Origin of the sequence: Halomonas ramblicola (assembly GCF_030409215.1) — a bacterium.
In the GTDB taxonomy this organism is placed as follows: Bacteria; Pseudomonadota; Gammaproteobacteria; order Pseudomonadales; family Halomonadaceae; genus Halomonas; species Halomonas ramblicola.
The window spans coordinates 12,465-34,828 of sequence record NZ_JAUFPL010000032.1 but is presented as its reverse complement, the minus strand read 5'-3'; the positions used below and the strand labels follow the sequence as shown (position 1 = coordinate 34,828).

The 22,364-nt window shown below is 69.0% G+C and carries 19 protein-coding genes and 2 tRNA genes; 11 read left to right on the top strand and 10 right to left on the bottom strand.

All coding sequences use genetic code 11. The annotated features are described in order from the left end of the window. Nucleotides 1–22: 22 nt before the first annotated feature. From tpiA to pnp, 11 genes are all read left to right on the top strand, one after another. A complete protein-coding gene (tpiA, locus tag QWY80_RS14225) occupies nucleotides 23–772 on the top strand; it encodes a triose-phosphate isomerase (RefSeq protein WP_290232728.1) in 750 nt (249 codons plus the stop codon). Nucleotides 773–776: 4 nt separating this feature from the next. After that, nucleotides 777–1,145 carry a preprotein translocase subunit SecG gene (secG, locus tag QWY80_RS14220; RefSeq protein ID WP_290232726.1) on the top strand — a complete coding sequence of 123 codons (369 nt, stop codon included), beginning with the start codon at nucleotides 777–779 and terminating at the stop codon, nucleotides 1,143–1,145. Nucleotides 1,146–1,174: 29 nt separating this feature from the next. Then, a tRNA-Leu gene (locus tag QWY80_RS14215) sits at nucleotides 1,175–1,261 on the top strand. 123 nt (nucleotides 1,262–1,384) lie between these two features. Next, nucleotides 1,385–1,461, top strand: a tRNA-Met gene (locus tag QWY80_RS14210). Between the two features lie 234 nt (nucleotides 1,462–1,695). Next, the gene (gene rimP, locus QWY80_RS14205) at nucleotides 1,696–2,157 is read left to right on the top strand and encodes a ribosome maturation factor RimP (protein ID WP_290232724.1); all 462 of its coding nucleotides are present in this window, start codon (nucleotides 1,696–1,698) and stop codon (nucleotides 2,155–2,157) included. 66 nt (nucleotides 2,158–2,223) lie between these two features. Continuing rightward, a complete protein-coding gene (gene nusA / locus QWY80_RS14200; RefSeq protein ID WP_290232722.1) occupies nucleotides 2,224–3,714 on the top strand; it encodes a transcription termination factor NusA in 1,491 nt (496 codons plus the stop codon). An 87-nt stretch (nucleotides 3,715–3,801) separates the two neighbouring features. Further along, nucleotides 3,802–6,345: a translation initiation factor IF-2 gene (infB, locus tag QWY80_RS14195; RefSeq protein ID WP_290232721.1), complete on the top strand. Its 2,544-nt coding sequence runs from the start codon at nucleotides 3,802–3,804 to the stop codon at nucleotides 6,343–6,345. A 19-nt stretch (nucleotides 6,346–6,364) separates the two neighbouring features. After that, complete coding sequence (gene rbfA / locus QWY80_RS14190; RefSeq protein ID WP_290232718.1) at nucleotides 6,365–6,787, top strand: 30S ribosome-binding factor RbfA; 423 nt, start codon at nucleotides 6,365–6,367, stop codon at nucleotides 6,785–6,787. Further along, nucleotides 6,787–7,704 carry a tRNA pseudouridine(55) synthase TruB gene (gene truB, locus QWY80_RS14185; protein ID WP_290232715.1) on the top strand — a complete coding sequence of 306 codons (918 nt, stop codon included), beginning with the start codon at nucleotides 6,787–6,789 and terminating at the stop codon, nucleotides 7,702–7,704. The genes rbfA and truB overlap by 1 nt, the downstream gene beginning before the upstream one ends. A 96-nt stretch (nucleotides 7,705–7,800) precedes the next feature. Beyond that, nucleotides 7,801–8,070, top strand: a complete 270-nt coding sequence (gene rpsO / locus QWY80_RS14180; protein ID WP_290232714.1) for a 30S ribosomal protein S15 — start codon at nucleotides 7,801–7,803, stop codon at nucleotides 8,068–8,070. Between the two features lie 196 nt (nucleotides 8,071–8,266). Beyond that, complete coding sequence (gene pnp / locus QWY80_RS14175; protein ID WP_290232712.1) at nucleotides 8,267–10,399, top strand: polyribonucleotide nucleotidyltransferase; 2,133 nt, start codon at nucleotides 8,267–8,269, stop codon at nucleotides 10,397–10,399. Between the two features lie 93 nt (nucleotides 10,400–10,492). On the opposite strand, the gene QWY80_RS14170 is transcribed toward pnp, so the two are convergent. From QWY80_RS14170 to gluQRS, 10 genes are all read right to left on the bottom strand, one after another. Beyond that, entirely contained in the window at nucleotides 10,493–11,674 is a 1,182-nt protein-coding gene (locus QWY80_RS14170; protein ID WP_290232710.1) for an acetyl-CoA C-acetyltransferase, read from the bottom strand. A 246-nt stretch (nucleotides 11,675–11,920) separates the two neighbouring features. After that, nucleotides 11,921–12,301: an aspartate 1-decarboxylase gene (gene panD, locus QWY80_RS14165; protein WP_290232708.1), complete on the bottom strand. Its 381-nt coding sequence runs from the start codon at nucleotides 12,299–12,301 to the stop codon at nucleotides 11,921–11,923. Nucleotides 12,302–12,332: 31 nt separating this feature from the next. Further along, entirely contained in the window at nucleotides 12,333–13,181 is an 849-nt protein-coding gene (panC, locus tag QWY80_RS14160) for a pantoate--beta-alanine ligase (RefSeq protein ID WP_290232706.1), read from the bottom strand. Nucleotides 13,182–13,199: 18 nt separating this feature from the next. Continuing rightward, the gene (panB, locus tag QWY80_RS14155) at nucleotides 13,200–13,991 is read right to left on the bottom strand and encodes a 3-methyl-2-oxobutanoate hydroxymethyltransferase (RefSeq protein WP_290232703.1); all 792 of its coding nucleotides are present in this window, start codon (nucleotides 13,989–13,991) and stop codon (nucleotides 13,200–13,202) included. Between the two features lie 104 nt (nucleotides 13,992–14,095). Further along, nucleotides 14,096–14,602 carry a 2-amino-4-hydroxy-6-hydroxymethyldihydropteridine diphosphokinase gene (gene folK, locus QWY80_RS14150; protein WP_290232700.1) on the bottom strand — a complete coding sequence of 169 codons (507 nt, stop codon included), beginning with the start codon at nucleotides 14,600–14,602 and terminating at the stop codon, nucleotides 14,096–14,098. Continuing rightward, the gene (pcnB, locus tag QWY80_RS14145; RefSeq protein WP_290232697.1) at nucleotides 14,599–15,999 is read right to left on the bottom strand and encodes a polynucleotide adenylyltransferase PcnB; all 1,401 of its coding nucleotides are present in this window, start codon (nucleotides 15,997–15,999) and stop codon (nucleotides 14,599–14,601) included. The genes folK and pcnB overlap by 4 nt, the downstream gene beginning before the upstream one ends. A gap of 880 nt (nucleotides 16,000–16,879) precedes the next feature. Then, nucleotides 16,880–18,271 carry a sigma-54-dependent transcriptional regulator gene (locus QWY80_RS14140; RefSeq protein ID WP_290232694.1) on the bottom strand — a complete coding sequence of 464 codons (1,392 nt, stop codon included), beginning with the start codon at nucleotides 18,269–18,271 and terminating at the stop codon, nucleotides 16,880–16,882. Then, nucleotides 18,268–21,207 carry an ATP-binding protein gene (locus QWY80_RS14135; RefSeq protein ID WP_290232691.1) on the bottom strand — a complete coding sequence of 980 codons (2,940 nt, stop codon included), beginning with the start codon at nucleotides 21,205–21,207 and terminating at the stop codon, nucleotides 18,268–18,270. The genes QWY80_RS14140 and QWY80_RS14135 overlap by 4 nt, the downstream gene beginning before the upstream one ends. After that, nucleotides 21,197–21,373 carry a hypothetical protein gene (locus QWY80_RS14130; RefSeq protein WP_290232688.1) on the bottom strand — a complete coding sequence of 59 codons (177 nt, stop codon included), beginning with the start codon at nucleotides 21,371–21,373 and terminating at the stop codon, nucleotides 21,197–21,199. Before QWY80_RS14130 ends, QWY80_RS14135 begins: the two co-directional genes overlap by 11 nt. A 14-nt stretch (nucleotides 21,374–21,387) precedes the next feature. Then, a complete protein-coding gene (gene gluQRS / locus QWY80_RS14125) occupies nucleotides 21,388–22,275 on the bottom strand; it encodes a tRNA glutamyl-Q(34) synthetase GluQRS (RefSeq protein ID WP_290232684.1) in 888 nt (295 codons plus the stop codon). Nucleotides 22,276–22,364: the final 89 nt, after the last annotated feature.

The window sequence follows — 22,364 nt, the reverse complement described above, 5'->3', positions numbered from 1 at the left end:
CCACCTTGGAAGAGGACATCCCATGCGTACCCCGCTGATCGCCGGCAACTGGAAGATGAATGGTTCCCTGGCGCTGGTCGAGGCCTTTGCCGAGGCCTTCGCCGAGGCGCGGCTGCCGGCCGACGTCGAGGTCGCGCTGATGCTGCCCTTTCCCTATCTCGGCGCCGGCGGCGCGGCCTTCCGGGGCGGCCCGCTGGCGCTGGGCGCGCAGACCCTGAGCGACCAGCCCTCCGGCGCCTTCACCGGCGAGGTGAGCGGCGCCATGCTGGCCGACCTCGGCGCGCGCTACGTGCTGGTGGGCCACTCCGAGCGCCGCACCCTGTTCGGCGAGGACGACGCCGCGGTGCGGGCGCGGGTCGAGGCGGCCCTCGAGCACGGTCTCGCCCCGGTGCTGTGCCTGGGCGAGACCCTCGAGGAGCGCGAGGCCGAGCGTACCGAGGCGGTGGTGCTCGGCCAGCTCGCGGCGGTGTTCGACGCCCTCCCGCCCGAGCAGCGCCAGCGCCTGGCGATCGCCTACGAACCGGTGTGGGCCATCGGCACCGGGCGTACCGCCAGCCCCGAGCAGGCCCAGGCGGTGCATGCGGCGATCCGCGCCCGTCTGGCCGACTATGACGCCGGCCTGGCCGAGGGCATGCGCCTGCTCTACGGCGGCAGCATGAAGGCGGACAACGCCGCCGAGCTGCTCGCCCAGTCCGATATCGACGGCGGCCTGGTGGGCGGTGCCTCGCTCAAGGTCGACGATTTCCTAGCCATCTGTCAGTCAGCAGGTTGATTCCATGCAAGTTGCCATCCTCATGATCCATGTGGCGATCGCCATCGCCCTGGTCGTCCTTATCCTGCTGCAGCAGGGCAAGGGCGCCGAAGCCGGTGCTGCCTTCGGTGGCGGCGCCTCCCAGACCGTGTTCGGCTCCCGCGGCAGCGGCGGCTTCCTCTCCAAGTTCACCGCGGTGCTGGCGGCCGGTTTCTTCGCCACCTCCCTGACCCTGGCCTACTTCGCCTCCCAGTCGGGGCAGGCCCCCGAGACCGGGATCCCCGACTCGCGCGTGATCGAGCAGCAGGAGCAGCAGAACGGCGTGCCGACCCTTGACGACGAGGGCGAGGATGTGGATAATACTGCGCCAGTGCTGGAGGGCAGCGAGGAGTAAGACGCTCGCGATTTCCAGTCTCCCCTGATGCCGAAGTGGTGGAATTGGTAGACACGCTATCTTGAGGGGGTAGTGGCCTGATGGCCGTGCGGGTTCAAGTCCCGCCTTCGGCACCATCTGATTTACCGCGACGCCGTGCATTGTTTGGCGTCGCAGGTCCTTCAGAAGCAGGATTGGCCAAGCGGTGATGCCCCTTGACGAACGCATGGGGCGAGCATACAATCACCGACCTAGATTGATGCGGGGTGGAGCAGTCTGGTAGCTCGTCGGGCTCATAACCCGAAGGTCGTCGGTTCAAATCCGGCCCCCGCTACCATCTTCTGGAGTGGCGCCTTTCGAGAGACGATGCTCGATTGGAGGGGCAGCCGAACCTCTGAAGTGGTTTACAGGTTTCTTGTGAAAGCCCCTTCCTGTGAAGGGGCTTTTTATTAGCAGCTTGCCCAGGGCGCCCGGCGCCGGGGCACTGTTCCGGGCAACGCCAATCAGCCACCTGACTTCCCTGTTCACTCCCGGCCAGGTGCCTGATGCAACGGCTGTAGGAGTCTATTCCGTGGCTACCAAGGATGCTGCACTGCACGCGCTGATCGAACCCGTGGTGACCGCCATGGGCTTCGAACTGTGGGGCATCGACTATCTCTCCCAGGGCAAGCACTCGCGCCTGGTGATCTACATTGATCGCGAGACGGGGGTCAACGTCGAGGACTGCGCGGACATCAGCCGCCAGGTGAGCGCGCTGCTCGACGTGGAGGATCCGATCCGCGGCGAGTATCGCCTCGAGGTCTCCTCCCCGGGAATGGATCGGCCGCTGTTCACCCTCGATCAATTCGACCGCTACCGTGGCCACGAGGTGGCCCTGAAGCTGCGGGCGCCCTTCGAGGGGCGGCGCAAGTTCCAGGGGCTGCTGGCCGGTGTCGAGGGTGACGAGGTGCTGCTGCAGCTGGACGGCGAGGAGTACTGCTTTCCCATCGATGGCATCGACACGGCGCGTGTGGTGCCGCGGTTCGAGGACTAGGCCGCCGGTCGGGATGGCGGAATTGAGCATGAGGCTCGAGGACAGGTTTTCTGGCGAGGCAATGGCATGAGTAAAGAGATTCTGGCGGTCGTCGATGCGATCTCCAACGAGAAGGGAGTCCCCCGCGAGGTGATCTTCGAGGCCGTCGAGGCGGCCCTGGCCAGCGCGTCACGCAAGCGCTTCGAGGACGAGGAGGCCAGCGTGCGGGTGCGCATCGATCGGAGCACCGGCGATTACGAGACCTTCCGGCGCTGGGAGGTGGTCGAGGACGACGACTTCGATGGCCCCGATGCCCAGATCAAGCTCTCCTTCGCCGAGCGTCGCGACCCGCCCCTGGGGCTGGGCGACGTGGTGGAAGAGAAGATCGAGAATGCCGACTTCGGTCGCATCGCCGCCCAGACCGCCAAGCAGGTCATCGTGCAGAAGGTGCGCGAGGCCGAACGCGCCGAGGTGGTGCGCCTCTACGCCGAGCGCGAGGGCGAGCTGGTCGCCGGCATCGTCAAGAAGACCACCCGCGATGGCTTGATCATCGACCTGGGCGACAACGCCGAGGCGTTCCTGCCGCGCAGCGAGATGATCCCCGGCGAGCGTTATCGCATGAACGAGCGGGTCCGCGCCCTGCTGATCAAGGTCGACCCCGAGGCGCGCGGCGCCCAGCTGATCCTCTCGCGGACCTGTCCGGAGCTGATCATCGAGCTGTTCAGCATCGAGGTCCCGGAGATCGCCGAGCAGCTCATCGAGATCAAGGGCGCCGCCCGCGATCCGGGCTCGCGGGCCAAGATCGCCGTCAAGACCAACGACCGCCGCATCGACCCGGTGGGGGCCTGCGTGGGCATGCGCGGCTCGCGGGTCCAGGCGGTCTCCTCGGAGCTGCAGAACGAGCGCGTGGACATCGTGCTGTGGGACGACAACCCGGCCCAGCTGGTGATCAACGCCATGGCGCCGGCGGATGTCGCCTCCATCCTCGTCGACGAGGACGCCCATGCCATGGACGTGGCGGTCGCCGAGGACAACCTGGCCCAGGCCATCGGCCGCAGCGGCCAGAACGTGCGCCTGGCCTCCGAGCTCACCGGCTGGCGGCTCAACGTCATGACCGAGGACGAGGCCGAGACCAAGCGCGACCAGGAGATCGACAGCCTCGTCGAGCACTTCGTCCAGCACCTTGACATCGACGACGATGTCGCCCGCCTGCTGGTGGAGGAGGGCTTCACCACCCTGGAAGAGATCGCCTATGTGCCGGTCGAGGAGATGCTCGAGATCGAGGAGTTCGAGGAGGAGCTCATCGAGGAGCTGCGCGCCCGCGCCAAGGACGAGTTGCTCAACCTGGCCATCGCCTCCGAGGAGGAGCTGGATGGCGCCCAGCCGGCCGACGATCTGCTGGCGATGGAGGGCATGGAGCGCCACCTGGCCTTCATCCTGGCCAGCCGCGGGATCGTCACCATGGAGGATCTCGCCGAGCAGTCGGTCGATGACCTGCTGGACATCGAGGAGATGGACGAGGAGCGCGCCGCGGCACTGATCATGACTGCTCGTGCGCCCTGGTTCGAAGGCGAATAGCGCGCCGGCAAAGGCCCGGCGCCATGCGCCGGGCAGGCAGTATGCGAAAGCGAACAGAATTGGGGTCACGGGCTCAGGAGGGTCGTAATGTCAGAAATGACCGTTAAGGATTTTGCAGCGAAGGTGGGGCGCGACGTGCCCCGTCTGCTGGAGCAGATGAAAGAGGCCGGCCTTGGTCAAAAGTCCGAGGGTGACGCCGTGTCCGAGGAGGACAAGCGCCAACTGCTCGACTACCTCACCAAGAGCCATGGTGGCGGCGGCAGCGCCGCGCCGCGGAACCGCATCACCCTGACGCGCAAGACGCGCAGCCGCATCAAGACCGGCGAGCGCGGCAAGACCATCGAGGTCCAGGTGCGCAAGAAGCGCACCTACGTGAAGCGCGAGGAAGCCAAGGAGGAGCAGCCGGAGCCGGCGGAAGACACCGGGCCGCGCCAGCTGGTGGGCGACATGGCGGAGGCCGAGGCCAAGCGCGAGGCGCGCGAGGCCGAGGAGGCCAAGGCACGTGCCGCCGAGGAAGCGGCCAAGGAGGCCGCCGCCAAGCTGGAGGCCGAGAAGGCCGCGCCCGAGCCGGAGGCCGAGAAGGCCGCGCCCGAGCCGGAGATCCCGGTGCCCGAGTTGGAGACGCCGGCCCCGGCCGACCAGCCGCCGGCGCCGCCCAAGGAAGGGCGCACCGATCGCCGTACCGCGCCGCCCAAGAAGAGCGGCAAGAAGGGCCGTCACGAGCGCGATGACGACGATCGTGGTGACCGCGAGGAGCGGCGCCGCGGCGGCAAGAAGGCCAAGCGCGCCGAGCGTCGCGGCGGCCGCCGCGGCGGTGCCCAGGGCGGCGGCAAGCACGGCTTCCAGAAGCCCACCCAGCCGATCGTCCGCGAGGTCTCGATCCCCGAGTCGATCAGCGTCGCCGACCTGGCCGACAAGATGTCGATCAAGGCCAACGAGGTCATCAAGACCATGTTCACCATGGGCGCGGCGGTGACCATCAACCAGACCATCGACCAGGACACCGCGGCCATCGTGGTCGAGGAGATGGGCCACAAGCCCAGGCTGGTCAAGGACGATGCGCTGGAGACCGAGGTCCTCGAGGCCATCTCCTACGAGGGCGACGAGGTCACCCGCGACCCGGTGGTCACGGTGATGGGCCACGTCGACCACGGCAAGACCTCGCTGCTCGACTACATCCGCCAGGCCAAGGTGGCCACCGGTGAGGCCGGCGGCATTACCCAGCACATCGGCGCCTACCACGTGGAAGGCGACAAGGTGAAGGGCGACCACGGTGGGGTGACCTTCCTGGATACCCCCGGCCACGCCGCCTTCACCGCCATGCGGGCGCGCGGTGCCAAGGCCACCGACGTGGTCATCCTGGTGGTGGCCGCCGACGACGGCGTCATGCCCCAGACCATCGAGGCGATCGAGCACTCCAAGGCCGCCGAAGTGCCCCTGGTGGTGGCCGTCAACAAGATGGACAAGCAGGGCGCCGACCCCGACCGGGTCAAGAACGAGCTGTCCCAGCACGGTGTGATCTCCGAGGAGTGGGGCGGCGATACCCAGTTCGTCCACGTTTCGGCGCATACCGGCGAGGGCATCGACGAACTGCTCGAGGCGGTGCTGTTGGTCTCCGAGGTGCTCGAGCTCAAGGCCGTGCCGGATGCCCCGGGCAAGGGCGTGGTGGTCGAGTCGCGCCTGGACAAGGGCCGCGGCCCGGTGGCCACCGTGCTGGTCCAGAACGGTACCTTGAAGAAGGGCGACATCGTGCTCGCCGGCCTGCACTACGGCCGCGTGCGCGCCCTGACCAACGAGCTGGGCCAGCAGGTCGACGAGGCCGGTCCGTCCATGCCGGTGGAGATCCAGGGCCTCGACGGTACCCCCGAGGCGGGTGACGACTTCATGGTGGTGGCCGACGAGAGGAAGGCCCGCGAGGTCGCCAACTTCCGTCAGGGCAAGTACCGCGAGGTGCGCCTGGCGCGCCAGCAGAAGGCCAAGCTGGAGAACATGTTCAGCCAGATGGGCCAGGAAGAGGCGGCCAAGCTCAACATCGTCCTCAAGGCCGACGTCCAGGGGTCCCTGGAGGCCATCAAGGGCGCGCTCGAGGAGCTCTCCACCGACGAGGTGCAGGTCTCCGTGGTCTCTTCCGGCGTGGGCGGCATCACCGGCACCGACGCCAACCTGGCGCTGGCCTCCGAGGCCATCGTCATCGGCTTCAACGTGCGCGCCGACGCCGCGGCCCGCGAGATCATCGAGCGCGAGGGCCTGGAGCTGCGCTACTACAGCGTCATCTACCAGCTCATCGACGAGGTCAAGCAGGCCATGAGCGGCATGCTCGAGCCGGAGTGGAAGGAAGAGATCGTCGGCGTGGCCGAGGTCCGCGACGTCTTCCGCGCGCCCAAGATCGGTGCCGTGGCCGGCTGCATGGTGGTCGAGGGCACCGTCTACCGCCACAAGAAGATCCGCGTGTTGCGCGAGAACGTGGTGATCTACGAGGGCGATCTCGAGTCGCTGCGTCGCTACAAGGACGACGTCCCGGAAGTGCGCAACGGCATGGAGTGCGGCATCGGCGTGAAGAACTACAACGACGTCCAGGTCGGCGACAAGATCGAGGTCTTCGACCAGGTCAAGGTCGAGCGGACGCTCTGATCGAGCGAGGAAGCGAGCCATGCGCGAGTTCAAGCGTACCGACCGGGTGGCCGACCAGCTGCAGAAGGAGCTGGCGGTGCTCATCCAGCGCGAGGTCAAGGATCCGCGCCTGGGCATGGTCACGGTGAGCGGCGTCGAGGTCAGTCGCGACCTCGGCTACGCCGACGTCCACGTGACCCTGCTCGGCGAGGACGGCCCGGAGCGCATCCGGGAGAACCTCAAGGTGCTGCGCCAGGCCGCCGGTTTCCTGCGCGGGCAGATCGCCCGGCGGGTCAAGCTGCGTCACGTGCCGGAGCTGCGCTTCCACTACGACGAGAGCGTGGTGCGCGGCCAGCGGCTCTCCTCGCTGATCGACGAGGCGGTGGAGAGCGATCGCGCCCGTCATGCCGAGGAGGAGCCGGGCGACGCCTCGCCGGGCAGCGACGAGGGCGAGCGCGACTGATGGCGCGTCGACGCCGCGGCCTGCCGGTCAACGGGGTGCTGCTGCTGGACAAGCCCAAGGGCCTGTCCAGCAACCATGCCCTGCAGCGCGCCCGACGCCTGCTGCAGGCGCAGAAGGCCGGCCACACCGGCACCCTAGATCCCATGGCCACCGGGCTCTTGCCGCTGTGCTTCGGCGAGGCGACCAAGTTCTCCGCCCATCTGCTGGAGGCCGACAAGGCCTACCGCACTCGGGTGGAACTGGGCATGGTCACCGACACCGGCGACGCCGAGGGCGAGGTGATCGAGCGTCGCGAGGTGCCGCGGCTCTCCGAGGCCGATATCGAGGGGGTGCTCGCGCGCTTCCGCGGCGAGATCGAGCAGGTGCCGCCGATGCACTCGGCGCTCAAGCACCAGGGGCGCAAGCTCTACGAGCTGGCCCGCGAGGGCAGGACGATCGAGCGTGCAGCGCGGCGCGTGACGGTGTATGATGCCCGCCTTCTGGCTCTCGAGGTCGACGCCCTCGAACTGGAGGTGCGGGTCAGCAAGGGCACCTATATCCGTACCCTGGCCGAGGACATCGGCCGGGCGCTGGGCTGCGGGGCGCACATCAGCGCCTTGCGGCGGCTCAAGACCGGGCCTTTCGCGGCGTCGGACGGCATGCTGACCCTCGAGGCCCTGGAGGCGCTGCCCGACCAGGCGGCTCGGGAGGCGGCGCTGCTGCCCCTCGACGTGCTGGTGGCGCACCTGCCGCGCCTGGAGGTGGACGCCGCGGCGGCGCAACGGCTGACCCACGGCCAGCCGGCCCGGGTGACCCACGGCCTGGCCGCGGGCGAGACACCGAGACTCTACCGCGACGGGGCCTTCCTGGGCCTCGGCACGGTGACGACGCCACAGGAGGTGGCGCCGAAGCGGCTGCTGAGCAGCGCAGTCGCCTAGGAAGCCGCGGGCTTCCCAGGGAGCGACGCCGAGACTGCAAATATGCGTGGTCTCATCCAATTCATCATTCAGGCATATTGCTTACTGGAGACACAGATGGCACTGACAGCCGAACAGAAGGCCGAGATCGTCAAGGAATTCGGCCGTGGCGACAACGACACCGGTTCCCCCGAGGTGCAGGTGGCCCTGCTGAGCGCCAACATCGATGGCCTGCAGGATCACTTCAAGACCAACAAGCAGGATCACCACTCCCGTCGTGGGCTGATCCGCATGGTCAACCAGCGCCGCAAGCTGCTGGACTACCTGAAGCGCAAGGACTTCGAGCGCTATCAGTCGCTGATCCAGCGTCTGGGCCTGCGTCGCTAAGCGACGTACCCCAAGCGGTAGCGAAACGGGCAGCCCGAGGGCTGCCCGTTTCTCGTTGGGGCAAAGGGTTGGGCCAGGCCAGCAGCGATTGCCGTGCGGAAATGTCGCTACCCGGTGGCCCTGGCGGCCGTCAACCCCTAAAATGGTCGCCGAGTCGAAACGACCCAAACATCGAAAAGTTGAAGGAAGAGTCGCCGTGAATCCGGTCAAGAAAACGTTTCAGTACGGTCGCAGCACCGTCACCCTGGAAACCGGGCGCATCGCCCGCCAGGCCACCGGTGCCGTGATGGTCACCATGGACGACACCGTGGTGCTGTGCACCGTGGTGGCGCGGAAGGAAGCCAACCCCAACCAGCCGTTCTTCCCGCTCTCCGTCCACTACCAGGAGAAGACCTACGCGGTCGGCAAGATCCCCGGCGGCTTCTTCAAGCGCGAGGGGCGTCCCACCGAGAAGGAGACCCTCACCTCGCGGTTGATCGATCGCCCGATCCGTCCGCTGTTCCCCAAGGGCTTCATGAACGAGGTGCAGGTGATCTGCACCGTGCTCTCCACCGACCGCAACCATGACCCGGACATCGCCGCCATGCTCGGCACCTCCGCGGCCCTGGCGGTCTCCGGCGTGCCCTTCAATGGCCCCATCGGCGGCGCCCGGGTGGGCTTCGACGAGGACAAGGGCTACTTCCTCAACCCCACCGTCGAGGAGCTCGCCAGCTCCGAGCTGGACATGGTGGTGGCCGGCACCGAGAAGGCGGTGCTGATGGTGGAGTCCGAGGCCGACGAGCTGCTCGAGGACGAGATGCTCGGCGCCGTGCTCTACGGCCACCAGGAGATGCAGGTCGCCATCGCCGCCATCAAGGAGCTGGCCGCCGAGGCCGGCAAGCCGAAGTGGGACTGGCAGCCGCCGGCCGAGAACGCCCCGCTGAAGGCCGCCGTGGCCGAGGCCTTCGAGGCCAGGGTCGGCGAGGCCTACCGCATCACCGACAAGATGGCCCGCCAGGACGCGCTCTCCGCCCTCAAGGCCGAGGCGGTCGAGCAGTTGGCCGGCGAGGAGGAAGGCCGGTTCGACGCCGACGAGGTGAAGGGGGCCATCGAGGGCCTGGAGAAGCGTGTGGTGCGCGCTCGCGTCATCAAGGGCGAGCCGCGCATCGACGGCCGCGACAACCGCACCGTGCGCCCGCTGGCCATCGAGGTGGGTAGCCTGCCCAAGACCCACGGCTCGGCGATCTTCACTCGCGGCGAGACCCAGGCGATCGTCATCGCCACCCTGGGCACCCTGCGCGACGCCCAGTTGATCGAGTCGCTGGAGGGCGAGCGCAAGGACCGCTTCCTGCTGCACTACAACTTCCCCCCCTACAGCGTGGGCGAGGCCGGCTTCATGGGCGGTCCCAAGCGTCGCGAGATCGGCCACGGCCGCCTGGCGCGCCGCGGCGTGCAGGCCATGCTGCCCGACGAGGCGGACTTCCCCTACACCATCCGCGTGGTCTCCGAGATCACCGAGTCCAACGGCTCCAGCTCCATGGCCTCGGTGTGCGGCTCCTCCCTGGCGCTGATGGACGCCGGCGTGCCGATGAAGGCGCCGGTGGCGGGCATCGCCATGGGCCTGGTCAAGGACGCCGACGGCTTCGCCGTGCTGACCGACATCCTGGGTGACGAGGACCACCTGGGCGACATGGACTTCAAGGTGGCCGGCTCCGCCGACGGCGTCACCGCCCTGCAGATGGACATCAAGATCGAGGGCATCAACGAGGAGATCATGGAGCAGGCGCTGCAGCAGGCCAACGAGGCCCGCCTGCACATCCTCGAGCAGATGAACGCGGTGATCGGCCAGAGCCGCGCCGAGGTCTCCGAGAACGCGCCCTCCATGGCCACCATCAAGATCGACCCGGAGAAGATCCGCGACGTCATCGGCAAGGGCGGCGCCACCATCCGCAAGATCTGCGAGGACACCGGCGCCTCCATCGACCTGGACGACGACGGCACCGTGCGCATCTACGCCGAGGACAAGGTGGCGGCCAAGGCGGCCATCGACACCGTGCTGGCGATCACCGCCGAGCCGGAGATCGGCAAGCTGTACCGCGGCAAGGTGGTGCGCATCGCCGACTTCGGCGCCTTCGTCAACATCATGCCCGGCACCGACGGCCTGGTGCACATCTCCCAGATCGTGCCCGAGCGGGTCAACGACGTGCGCGACTACCTCAACGAGGGCGACGAGCCGATCGTCAAGGTGCTCGACATCGACAACCGCAACCGGGTGAAGCTCACCATCAAGGAGATCACCCCGGAAGAGAAGGCCGCCTTCGAGGCCGAAGCGGCCGACGTCGAGCTGTAAGCCTCCGGCAAGCTGAAAGCCGGAAGCGTGAAGCTGGAAGAAAAACCGCCCCCGCAGCCAGGCTGCGGGGGCGGTTCTTTATATGGGGTTTCCTCAGCGTTCGATGGCCAGGGCAACCCCTTGCCCACCACCGATGCACAGGGTCGCCAGGCCCTTCTTGGCGTCGCGGGCGATCATCTCGTGCACCAGGGTCACCAGGATGCGGCAGCCGGAGGCACCGATGGGGTGGCCCAGGGCGATGGCGCCGCCGTTGACGTTGATCTTGTCGGCGTCCCAGCCGAGTTCCTTGTTGACCGACAGCGCCTGGGCGGCGAAGGCCTCGTTGGCCTCGACCAGGTCCAGGTCGTCCAGGCTCCAGCCGGCCTTCTCGAGGCAGCGGCGGGTGGCCGGGGCCGGACCGATGCCCATGATGGAGGGGTCGACGCCGGCATTGCTGTAGGCCTTGATGCGGGCCAGGGGCTCGAGCCCCAGGGCCTTGGCCTTCTCGGCGGAGCAGAGCATCACCACGGCGGCGCCATCGTTGAGGGAGGAGGCGTTGCCGGCGGTGATGGTGCCGTCCTTCTTGAAGGCCGGACGCATGGTGCCGAGCTTCTCGGCGGTCACGTCACGCGGGCCCTCGTCGGTATCGAAGACCACCGGGTCGCCCTTGCGCTGGGGGATCTCCACCGGGACGATCTGGCCCTTGAACTTGCCTTCCCTGATGGCCGCGGCGGCCTTCTGCTGGGAGCCGGCGGCGAACTCGTCCATCTGCTCGCGGGTGATGCCGTATTTCTCCGCCAGGTTCTCGGCCGTGATGCCCATGTGGTAGTTGTTGAAGGCATCCCAGAGGCCGTCGTGGACCATGGTGTCGATGGCCTTCCAGTCGCCCATGCGCTGGCCGGTGCGCGAGTTGGGCAGCACGTGGGGCGAGGCGGACATGTTCTCCTGGCCGCCGGCGATGATCAGTTCGGCGTCGCCGCAGCGGATCGCCTGGGTGGCGAGGTGCAGGGCCTTGAGCCCGGAGCCGCACACCTTGTTGATGGTCATGGCCGGCACGGCATCCGGGAGGCCGGCCTTGATGGAAGCCTGGCGGGCCGGGTTCTGGCCGACCCCGGCGGTCAACACCTGGCCCAGCAGCACCTCCTCGACCTGATCGGCGGCGACGCCGGTGGAAGAGAGGATGTCCTTGATCACCAGGGCACCCAGGTCGCTGGCGGGAATGCCGGCCAGGGAGCCGCCGAAGGTGCCGACGGCAGTACGGCGGGCGGCAACGATTACCACGTCTTGGTCTTGCATGGGCTGAGCCTCCTGAGCGTGTTATAGGGCATCGCGGTCGTGTCGGAAAACGGCCGGCGTCGGGCCGGTTTTCCACCAGGGCCGGAGTCCCAGCATAGGGGAAGCTTGTGCACTGCGGCAATGCCTGGCGGTCCTATAAGGATGTGCCGATCCAGTGCAGCGCCGATCTCCTGGTGAAACGCCGGCCGCCTGACGAGGTCGGACCGGCGTGGTGCCGGGAGACGGCGCACTATCCTGACCGGGCGTTCAGGCCATCTGGACGGGGATGGCGTGGCTGGTGTGGCTGATGGCGTTGCCTTCCTGGAGGTAGACCAGGGCCGGCTGGTGATTCTCCAGCTCCGCCTCGCTGTAGTGAGCGTAGCTGCAGATGATCACCCGCTCGCCGACGCCGGCCAGGTGGGCGGCGGCACCGTTCACCGAGATCACCCGGGAGCCCTCCTCGGCACGGATCGCATAGGTGGTGAAGCGTTGGCCGTTCTCGACGTTGTAGATCTGGACCTGCTCGTTCTCGCGGATGCCGGACATGTCGAGCAGCTCGCCGTCGATGGCGCAGGAGCCCTCGTAGTTGAGTACGGCATGGGTGACGCGGGCCATGTGCAGCTTGGCCTTGAGCATGATGGTGAACATGGAAAGCGGTTCCTCCGGATGGGCCGTCGCCTCAGCGCGGCAGGGTCAGGGTCAGGTTGTCGATCAGTCGGGTCGGGCCCAGCCGCGCTGCGACGAGCAGCACGGCCTCGCGGGTCGTCGCCGTGACCGGGCCCAGGTCGGCGGCGCGAAGTTCCAGATAGTCGGGGTCGAAGCCGGCCTCGTCGAGTCGGTCGAGTCCGGCCTTCAGGCTGGCCTCGATCTCGGCGCCTGCCTCCAGGCTGGCGCGCAGCTCGCATAGCGTCGCGTGGAGGCGCGGGGCTGCGTCGCGCTGTGCGTCACTGAGATAACCGTTGCGGGAGGAGAGCGCCAGGCCGTCCTCGGCGCGCACGATGGGCACGCCGACGATCTCGATGGGGAAGTGCAGGTCGGCCACCAGGCGGCGAATCACCGCCAGCTGCTGGTAGTCCTTCTCGCCGAAGCAGGCCAGGTCGGGCTGCACCAGGTTGAAGAGCATGGCGACGATGGTGGCGACGCCGTCGAAGTGACCGGGGCGGGAGCCGCCGCACAGCCCTTCGCTCACCTCGGGCACGCTGATCCGCGTCTGGGCCTCGAGGCCCCGGGGATAGACGGTGGCCGCCTCCGGGGCGAACAGCAGGTCGCAGCCGGCGGCCTCGAGCTTCGCTTGGTCCTCGGCCAGGGTGCGCGGATAGGCGTCGAGGTCCTCGTTCGGCCCGAACTGCATGGGATTGACGAAGATGCTGGCGACCACCACCTCGGCCCGCTCACGGGCCGCCGCCACCAGGGCCAGGTGGCCGGCGTGGAGGTTGCCCATGGTGGGTACCAGGGCGATCCGCTGGCCTCGGCGGCGTGCCTCGGTCAGCGTCTGGCGCAGGGCGGGGATCTCTCTCAGGATGCGCATCGCTGTGGGCCTCCGGGGCTAGAAGCAGTGTTCCGCGGCGGGGAAGCGGCGGGCCTTGACGTCCTCGTGGTAGCGGCGGAAGGCACCCTGGATATCGTCGGCCTCGGCCATGAAGTTCTTGACGAAGCGCGGCTTGCGCCCGGCGGTGATGTCCAGCATGTCGTGCATCACCAGGATCTGGCCGTCGGTGTCGGGGCCGGCGCCGATGCCGATGACCGGCACGTCCAGGGCCTCGGTGATGGCGCGGCCGAGGCTGGCCGGCACGCACTCCAGCAGGATCACCGAGGCGCCGGCCTCCACCAGGGTGCGGGCGTCCTCGAGGATCTGGTCGGCGCGCTCGGTCTCGCGGCCCTGCACCTTGTAGCCGCCCAGCTGGTAGACCGTCTGCGGCGTCAGGCCCAGGTGGGCGCACACAGGTACCCCGCGGCGGGTCAGCTCGCGGATGCCGTCAGCCATCCACGCCTCGCCCTCCACCTTGACCAGCTCGGCACCGGCACGCATCAGTTCGCCGGCGTTCTCCAGCAGGCGTTCCTGGCTGGCGTTGCCCATGAAGGGCAGGTCGACCATCAGCAGGCTCGCTCCCTTGCCACGGGCCACGCAGCGGGTGTGGTAGCAGATCTCCTCCTGGGTGACCGGCAGGGTGCTGGCGTGACCCTGCAGCACCATCCCCAGGGAGTCGCCCACCAGCAGCACCTCGATGCCGGCGTCGCTGGCGGCCCGGGCGAAGGTGGCATCGTAGGCGGTCAGGCAGCTGAAGGTCTCACCGGCGCGCTTGAAGGCCTGCAGCGAGCTCAGAGTGACGGTTTTCATGGCGTGCTCTCTTGGTTGTGGCGTCGGGAGCGGCGCGCGGCGCCGGCCCGGGTGTAACCCGAGATTGTTACCCGAACCGCCATGCTGTGTCGACAGGTAACACTTTACCGGTCGCCTCCTTCGGGCGGTAACACTTCCCGCAGGTCGGCGTCGGGCAGCGCGGCGACCAGGTCGACCAGCCGGCGACCGTCGGGCAGCCGCAGGTCCGGTACCAGTGACAGCAAGGGCACCAGCACGAAGGCTCGTCGGGCCATTTCCGGGTGGGGCACCCTCAGGCGCGGCAGCGCCAGGACGTCGTCATCGAAGAGTAACAGATCCAGATCCAGGGTACGGGGCCCCCAGCGGCGGGCGCGCACCCGGCGGTGGCGCTGCTCCAGGGCCTGCAGCTGGTCGAGCAGGGCCAGCGGCGAGAGGCGCGTCTCGAGGCATGCCACGGCATTGATGAAATCGGGCTGGTCCTGGGGGCCCTGCGGACGGCTGGCATAGCGCGAGGAGGCGGCGATGCGCCGCGTCAGCGGCAGCCGGTCGAGCTCATCCAGGGCGCGGGCGACCCGCGCGAGCGGGTCGTCGAGGTTGCTGCCCAACCCGATCCAGGCCCGATGGAGGCTCATGCGTCGCCGTTGCCGCCGCGGGGCTTGCGACGCCGTCGGCGGCGCTTGCGCTTGGGGGTGCCGCTACCGGCGGGATGGGCGCCGACCTTGTCCAGCAGGCGCGCCTGCTCGTGCTCGTCGGCGTCCTGGAAGACGGTCCACCAGTCGCCGAGGCCGGGCTCGAGCTCGCCGGCCCCCTCGCGCAGCAGCAGCATGTCGTAGGCGGCGCGGAAGCGCGGATGCTCGCGGGTCTGGAAGACCCGGCGACCGCGGCGCAGCGGCAGGCGCTGTTGCAGGTCCCAGATGTCGCGCATCGGCAGGCTGAAGCGCTTGGGGATCGAGACGTGCTGCAGCTGGCGTGACACGACCTGCTGGGAGGCGGCCTGCAGGGCCGGGATCGCGGGCAGGCCCCTGGCCTCCTGCTCGGCCTGGCGCTGCACCACCGGGCCCCACAGGATGGCGGCGAACAGGAAGGCCGGGGTCACCGGGCGCTCCTCATGGATGCGCCGGTCGGTGCTCTCCAGGGCCAGCTCGACCAGGCGCTCGGCCCAGGGCAGCTCGGCCATGGCTTCCCCGGCCTCGGGGAAGAGCATATCGAACAGGCCGTAGTGGCGCAGCAGCTGGAAGGTGGCGACGCCGTGGCCGGCCATGAACAGCTTGAGGACCTCGTCGAACAGCCGCGCCGGGGGGATCTGCAGCAGCAGCGGGGCGAACTCGTGGATCGGGGCCTCGGTGGCCGGGGCGAGGTGGAAGTCGAGCTTGGCGGCGAAGCGCACGGCCCGCAGCATGCGCACCGGGTCCTCGCGGTAGCGGGTGTCGGGGTCGCCGATCAGGCGCAGGGTCCTGGCCTCGATGTCGCGCACGCCGTCGGCGAAGTCGTGAATCGAGAAGTCGGCGATGCTGTAGTAGAGGGCATTGATGGTGAAGTCGCGGCGCAGGGCGTCTTCCTGGATGTCGCCCCAGACGTTGTCGCGCAGCAATAGGCCGTCGTCGGACTGCTGGGCGATGTGGTCGGCGTGGTCGTCGCCCGGCTTGCCGCGGAAGGTGGTGACCTCGATCACCTCGCGACCGAAGCGCACATGGACGATGCGGAAGCGCCGGCCGATGATGCGCGAGTTGCGGAACAGCGCCTTGACCTCTTCCGGCGTGGCGTCGGTGGCCACGTCGAAGTCCTTGGGCATGCGGCCCAGCAGGGCGTCGCGGATGCAGCCGCCCACCAGATAGGCCTCGTGGCCGGCGTTGTGCAGGCGGTAGAGCACCTTGAGGGCGGCATCGCTGAAGTGCTGGCGCGAGACCGGGTGGTCCTCGCGGGGGATGACGCGGACCTCCGGCGTGCCGGCGGCGGCGCCCTCGGTGCCGAACAGCGACTTCAGGCTCTCGCCGGGACTCTGCAGGAAGCGGGTAAATCCTTTGAACATGCGGCGATATCGACTCGCAGGGCGAAGATATGAGTGCGAAAAGGCCTGAGTGTAGCCGACCCCCGTGACCTTGCATAGCCCGTGCCAGGCCCGGGAGGGAAGGAGTGGCGAGCGGACGCCGGCCAGGAACGTAGAAAGGGGAGGCCTGTCGGCCTCCCCCTCAAGCAGCGACGCAGCATCCATGCTGCTGTTTCTTCTTCGTGATGGCACATCGCCTTGAATACGCACCACAGTCACCAAGGAGAATCACAGGCAAGCAGTGTTGTTGTCCTTGTTGGCGCTCCCGGTGGCGACCGCCTCGTATTCAAAACAATAATCCAACCACGACGGCAGCTGATCTGCCTCCCCCCGGCGTGTTGCTGTTGTTTCCGGGGGTGCGCCTCGACGACCCTTGTTCTTGTTGGCGGTCGTGGCGGGCGCGTCGCGTCCTGAGTTTCCGGTACCTCGTGTCTCTTGTTGTTGTGCTTGGCCGAGGGGCCAGGCGCCCGAGTCCTGCTGTTGTTGTTCGGTGCTCGTGGCGCTGCATCATGGGCCCGCGGCTCTTGTTGTTGTTGCGGGGCGGGCCCTCGTCACGTCTGGCTGCGGTGTTGTTGTTGTCGGCAGCCGGTGACGCCGGAACTTGTTCTTCTTGCCCGTATAGATAGCAGGCGGCGTGCCATTACAATTTTGTTCCTTTTTTTTCAGTGAGTTAAAAAAATGGCAAGGAGGCGGGTCGCTGCCGGGTCGGTGAAGTGTTACCGCATTGGCACCGTCGTGGGGCCCGGGCTGTGTGGGACGGTAACAAATGGTGCGGGGTGAGGGCGGAAAGGGGAACGCGGCGGTGCCGGGGAGGCCGCCGGAGCCTCTTGCACCATGGTCGCATGGACAGGCCGGGGCGGCGTCACTCGGTCTTGCGGCGGGGGCTCTTCTTGCGCGGAATGCCGAGGCGCTGGCGCCGCTCCCACAGGGACTTGCGGCTGATGCCGAGCTTCTGGGCCAGCTCGGTCTCGCTCATGTGGTCCTGGTGCTCCAGCACGAAGTGCTGGAAGTAGTCCTCCAGCGAGAGGTCCTCGTCGGTGACCCCGGCATCCGCATCGGCGGCGTTGCGCGTCGCGGCGGGGGCGTCGCCCCGGGGCCCGGCCAGCGGCACGGGAGCCGAGAGTCCCAGGTCGTCGGGATGGATGAGGTGGCCCTCGGCGAGGATGACGCCACGCTCCAGGGCGTTCTCCAGTTCACGCACGTTGCCCGGCCAGGGGTAGTCGTGGATCTCGCGGCGTGCCGCGCGGGAGAGGCGCAACCCTTCGCGGTCGTGGCGCCGGCACGCCTTCTCCAGCAGGATATCGGCGATCAGCAGCACGTCGTCCTCGCGCTCGCGCAGCGGCGGCAGGTCGATCTGCATGACGTTGAGGCGGTAGTAGAGGTCGAGACGGAACTCGCCGCTCTTCGACAGGGAGCGCAGGTCGCGATGGGTGGCGGCGATCAGGCGCACGTCCACGTGGCGGGTCTCCACCGAGCCGATCTTGCGGATCTCGCCCTCCTGGAGCACCCGCAGCAGGCGGGCCTGGGCGTCCAGCGGCAGCTCGCCGATCTCGTCGAGGAACAGGGTGCCGCCGTCGGCGGCCTCCACCAGGCCGGTGCGGGCGGCGCTGGCACCGGTGAAGGCGCCCTTCTCATGGCCGAACAGCTCGGACTCGATCAGCGTCTCGGGGATCGCCGCGCAGTTGACGCAGATCAGCGGCGCCTGGGCGCGCTTGCTCTGCTGGTGCAGGGCGCGGGCCACCAGCTCCTTGCCGGTGCCGGACTCACCCTGAATCAGTACGGTGACATCGGCCGGGGCGGTCTTGCGGATCCGCGAGTAGACCAGCTGCATGGCCGGACAGTTGCCGATCATTGGCTGGGCCCGGCCGTCGGGTTCGGCGACGTCGGGCGGTTCGGCATGGCGGGCGGCCTGCTGATGGAACACCCGGGCCACGGTCTCGAGCAGCTCGTCGTGGTCGAAGGGCTTGGCGACGTAGTCCACCGCCCCCTGCTTCAGGGCATCCACCGCCGAACGCATGCTGGCGTAGCTGGTCATGATCAGCACCGGCACCGGGGCGGCGCGGGCGATCAGCTCGGTGCCGGGTTCGCCGGGCAGGCGCAGGTCGCTGATCACCAGGTCGAAGCGCTGGGGATCCAGGGCCATCGCCTCGTCCAGTGAGCCGGCCTCGTCGACCCGGTAGTCGTGACGCTCGAGCAGCCGGCGCAGGGCGCTGCGGATGATGGCTTCGTCTTCTACGATCAGGATCCGGCTCATCGGGGTGCTTCACCCTCCTTCTGGTGGCGGGGCAGCCAGAGGCTGATCCGGGTGCCCCGTTCGCGGTCGGGCGGCGGCGAGACGAGGTCGATCTGGCCATGGTGCTCGGCGACGATGCTGTAGACCAGCGGCAGGCCCAGCCCGGTGCCCTCACCGGGCGGCTTGGTGGTGGTGAAGGGCTCGAAGAGGTGGTCGCGCACGCTCTCGTCGATACCCTGGCCCTCGTCGGTGACGGTGAGTCGCAGCCCTTCTCCCTCGGGGGTCGCCTCGATGATTACCCGGTCGCCGGGGCCGCTGGCGTCGCGGGCATTGCCCAGCAGGTTGACCATCACCTGGAGCAGGCGCTGGGCATCTCCCTCGACGCTCTCCGCTGCGGGGCAACGGTTGTCGAAACGCACATCGTCCCCCGAGCGGGCGAGGTGGATCAAGTGGATGGCCTCGTCCACCACCTCGGCGACGCTCACCGGGGCGAGGTCGCGGCCGGCCAGGTGGCGGCCGCCGTGGGCGAAGCCCACCAGCGAGGAGACGATCCGCGAGACCCGGTCGGTGAGCTGCTGGATCTGCTCGGCGGTGGCCAGCACCTCCGGGTCGTCGGTGTCGTAGCGCAGGTTCTGGGCCAGCGAGGAGATGCCGGTGATGGGGTTGCCGATCTCGTGGGCCACGCCGGCGGCCAGCTGGCCGATGGAGGCCAGGCGGGCGGCATGCACCAGCTCGTCCTCGAGCCACTTCATCTCGCTGTGATCCTCCACCAGGATCACCATGCCGCCGGGCTCGCTGTCGTCCCCCTCCAGTTCGGCCTTGTGCAGGCTCAGGAAACGGGTGCCATCGGCCAGCGGCACCGGCTGCTTGTAGAGGTGGCGGCCGGGCTCGGCGAGGATGCGCCCGAGCAGTTCCCCCCAGGGGGCGGGCAGGCTGTCGCGTCGGGCGCCGACCACGCTGTCGCCGTCGATGCCGGAGAGCTCGGCCAGGGCGTCGTTCCACATCAGCAGCTCGCCGTCCTCGCCGAAGGCGCACAGGCCCACCGGCAGCCGTGTCAGGGTGCGGCGGTGGTAGCGACGCAGGCCGTCGAGCTCGCGCGCCAGGCCGGTGAGTCGCGAGCGGTAGGCCTCCAGCCGGCTCTCCACGAAGTGGATGTCCTCGGTGGCGCCGGGACCGTCGTGGCGGTAGGGCAGGTAGCGGTCGACGATGTCCTGGGCCACCGAGGGGCCCATCAGCCCCGAGAGATTGGCCTGCAGGCGGTCGCGCAGCCGGCGCAGGGCATAGGGGCGGCCGTCGAGCGGCGACAGGCCCAGGTCGTCCAGGGCGCGGTCCACCTCGCGGGCGGCCACCGCCGCGCCCAGGGCGCGGGCCAGGTGGGCCTTGAACTCCTCGCCGTTGGCGGCCTCCAGGGGCAGGCGCTTGGGGCGGATCACGGCGTCCACCGAGCAGGCCTCGGCGGCGGCACGCTCGCCCTCGGAGGTGGGCGTGGCCAGGGAGACGACGATGAACACCAGGGCGTTGGTGGCCAGCGACACCAGGGTGACGATGTACCACACCGGCTCGCCGGAGAGCACCTCGAGGCCCGGCGGGATCACCACCAGCGAGGGCAGGCCGGTGAGTAGCGGCCCCCACAGGCCCAGTAGCCACACCAAGATGCCGGCGACCAGTCCCGAGACCATGCCCTTGCGGTTGGCCCCCGGCCAGTAGAGCAGCGCCAGCAGGCCGGGCAGGCACTGGGCCATGCCCACGAAGGCGGTCAGGCCCAGGCTGGTCAGGTCATGGTGCACGCCGACGATGCGATAGAAGAGCCAGCCGCCGAGCACCACGGCGGCGACCAGGGCGCGGCGCAGCCACTGCAGCCAGCGATAGAGGTCGTGCTGGGCCTCGGGGGGATGGGCCACCAGCAGCACGTGGTTGAGCACCATGCCCGACAGCGCCAGCGCGATCATCACCGTGGTGGCGCTGGTGGCGGCGAGGCCCGCCAGGAAGGCCAGCGCCTGGGTCCATCCCGACTCCGACAGGCCGAAGGCCAGATAGGCGGCGCTCAGCGTCTCCTGGCTGCCCAGGCGCTGCCCGGCCCACAGGATCAGCGGCACCGGCAGGGCCATCAGCAGCAGGAACAGCGGCAGCGACCAGCTGGCTTGCAGCAGGGTATGCCGCGAGCGGGTCTCGGTGAAGACGATATGGAAGATGTGCGGCATCAGCAGGGCCGCGGCGAAGAACAGCAGCAGCAGCGAGCGCCAGTGGGCCGGGTCGGTCTGCACCACCCCGGCCTGGAAGGCCTGGCCGGGGCCGTCGAGCCAGGCCTGGAGGTCGGCGGGGCCGTCGAAGACGCCGAACAGCGCGAAGGCCCCGAGCCCGAGCATGGCCAGCAGCTTGACCAGCGAGGAGAGGGCGATGGCCGCCAGCAGGCTGTCGTGCTGGCCGTCGATGCGCCGGCGGCGGCCCACGAAGAGCATGGCGAACAGCGCGATCAGGGCACAGAAGGCCAGCGCCAGCGGCGCCGGCGAGGCGGCGCCGGTCATCAGGTAGATGGCGTCGCCCATGGTCTGTACCTGCAGGGCCAGCAGCGGCAACACCGCCAGCAGGCTGACCAGGGTGACCAGGCTGCCGACCCAGCGTGAACGGTAGCGGAAGGCGAAGAGGTCGGCCAGGGAGGCCAGCTGGTAGGTGCGGGTCATGCGCTGGATGGGCACCAGCAGCACCGGCGCCAGCAGGAAGGCGCCGGCCACGCCCAGGTAGTAGGCCAGGTAGCCGTAGCCCGAGGTGGAGGCAAGCTCCAGGCTGCCGTAGATCGCCCAGGCACTGGCGTAGACCCCCAGCGCCAGGGTGTAGACCGCCGGGTGGCGGGTCAGGCGGGTGGGGATGAGGCCGCGCTCCACGGCCAGGGCACAGAGGAAGAGCGCCAGCAGGAAGCCGGTGCCCAGCGCCAGCATCCCGGCCAGGCTAGCGTTCATCGAGCTTCCTCTTCTGCTCCAGCCACAGGGTGAGGGCGATCAGCACGCCCCAGATGACGAAGGGACGATACCAGGCGACCCCGGGGCTGGCCCAGCCGGTCATCATCAGCGGCGAGAGCAGGTAGCCACCGAGTACCAGGAACAGCATCAGGCGATAGACGTACATGGGGCCTCCGTCTCTCAATCGGTCGCCCGGGGCCGCTCGGCGACGGGGCGGATGCGGGCCGGCGACCAGGCGTCGATGGCCCAGGCCAGCTGCTCGCCCACCGGAGCGGTGGAAAGCGCCTCGGGCGGGGCCTGGTCCAGGGCCGCCAGGGCGGCGTGCAGCAGGGGGCGCACCGCGGCGTCCTCGGTGGGCAGGGGCGGCGCCAGGTTCTGCTTGGAGAGCTTCTGGCCACCCCCGTCCATGATCAGCGGCAGGTGCAGGTAGCGCGGCTCGGGATGGCCCAGGGCGTGCTGCAGCTGGCGCTGCCAGGGGGTGTTGTCGAGCAGGTCGTGGCCACGCACCACCTCGCTGATGCCCTGATCGGCGTCGTCCACCACCACGGCGAGCTGGTAGGCCCAGAGGCCGTCCTTGCGCTCGAGCACCACGTCACCGAGCTCGGCGGGGTCGAAGCGCTGCGTGCCGAACAGCCGGTCCTGCCAGGTCACCGGGCGCAGCCCCAGGTCGCTGCGCAGCCGCCAGGCCACCGGTTTGCCGGACGCACGCACCCCATCCCGGCACCAGCCGGGGTAGGTGGGGTAGCCGCGCCACTGCTTGCGCGAGCAGCTGCAGGGGTAGGCCAGGCCCCGGGCCGCAAGGCTGTCCAGGGCGGTTCGATAGGCGTCATCGCGCGCGTGCTGCCAGTGCACCGGACCGTCCCAGTGCAGGCCGAAGGCCTCGAGCTGGCGCAGGATCGTATCGGCGGCGCCGGGCGGGCAGCGCGGCGGGTCGATGTCCTCGATGCGCAGCAGCCAGTCACCGTCCGCCTGGCGGGCATCCAGGTAGCTGGCCAGCGCGGCCACCAGCGAGCCGAAGTGCAGCGGGCCCGAGGGGGTCGGGGCGAAGCGGCCGCGGTAGCGATTCATGGGCACCTCCTGCCGGGCGGGGCGTCAGACATGCAAACGGGCACCCCGGGGTGCCCGTCGCGATGCTTCGCCTGGCGGGTCGGCATGCC

What these genes read in the sequence shown, in the direction of transcription:
- QWY80_RS14140 (WP_290232694.1), bottom strand. Translation starts at nt 18,271, where the DNA reads ATGAGCCGGATCCTGATCGTAGAAGACGAAGCCATCATCCGCAGCGCC.
- QWY80_RS14130 (WP_290232688.1), bottom strand. Translation starts at nt 21,373, where the DNA reads ATGTACGTCTATCGCCTGATGCTGTTCCTGGTACTCGGTGGCTACCTG.
- QWY80_RS14135 (WP_290232691.1), bottom strand. Translation starts at nt 21,207, where the DNA reads ATGAACGCTAGCCTGGCCGGGATGCTGGCGCTGGGCACCGGCTTCCTG.
- QWY80_RS14170 (WP_290232710.1), bottom strand. Translation starts at nt 11,674, where the DNA reads ATGCAAGACCAAGACGTGGTAATCGTTGCCGCCCGCCGTACTGCCGTC.
- infB (WP_290232721.1), top strand. Translation starts at nt 3,802, where the DNA reads ATGTCAGAAATGACCGTTAAGGATTTTGCAGCGAAGGTGGGGCGCGAC.
- panB (WP_290232703.1), bottom strand. Translation starts at nt 13,991, where the DNA reads ATGAAAACCGTCACTCTGAGCTCGCTGCAGGCCTTCAAGCGCGCCGGT.
- truB (WP_290232715.1), top strand. Translation starts at nt 6,787, where the DNA reads ATGGCGCGTCGACGCCGCGGCCTGCCGGTCAACGGGGTGCTGCTGCTG.
- secG (WP_290232726.1), top strand. Translation starts at nt 777, where the DNA reads ATGCAAGTTGCCATCCTCATGATCCATGTGGCGATCGCCATCGCCCTG.
- rbfA (WP_290232718.1), top strand. Translation starts at nt 6,365, where the DNA reads ATGCGCGAGTTCAAGCGTACCGACCGGGTGGCCGACCAGCTGCAGAAG.
- nusA (WP_290232722.1), top strand. Translation starts at nt 2,224, where the DNA reads ATGAGTAAAGAGATTCTGGCGGTCGTCGATGCGATCTCCAACGAGAAG.
- panD (WP_290232708.1), bottom strand. Translation starts at nt 12,301, where the DNA reads ATGTTCACCATCATGCTCAAGGCCAAGCTGCACATGGCCCGCGTCACC.
- rpsO (WP_290232714.1), top strand. Translation starts at nt 7,801, where the DNA reads ATGGCACTGACAGCCGAACAGAAGGCCGAGATCGTCAAGGAATTCGGC.
- folK (WP_290232700.1), bottom strand. Translation starts at nt 14,602, where the DNA reads ATGAGCCTCCATCGGGCCTGGATCGGGTTGGGCAGCAACCTCGACGAC.
- pcnB (WP_290232697.1), bottom strand. Translation starts at nt 15,999, where the DNA reads ATGTTCAAAGGATTTACCCGCTTCCTGCAGAGTCCCGGCGAGAGCCTG.
- panC (WP_290232706.1), bottom strand. Translation starts at nt 13,181, where the DNA reads ATGCGCATCCTGAGAGAGATCCCCGCCCTGCGCCAGACGCTGACCGAG.
- gluQRS (WP_290232684.1), bottom strand. Translation starts at nt 22,275, where the DNA reads ATGAATCGCTACCGCGGCCGCTTCGCCCCGACCCCCTCGGGCCCGCTG.
- tpiA (WP_290232728.1), top strand. Translation starts at nt 23, where the DNA reads ATGCGTACCCCGCTGATCGCCGGCAACTGGAAGATGAATGGTTCCCTG.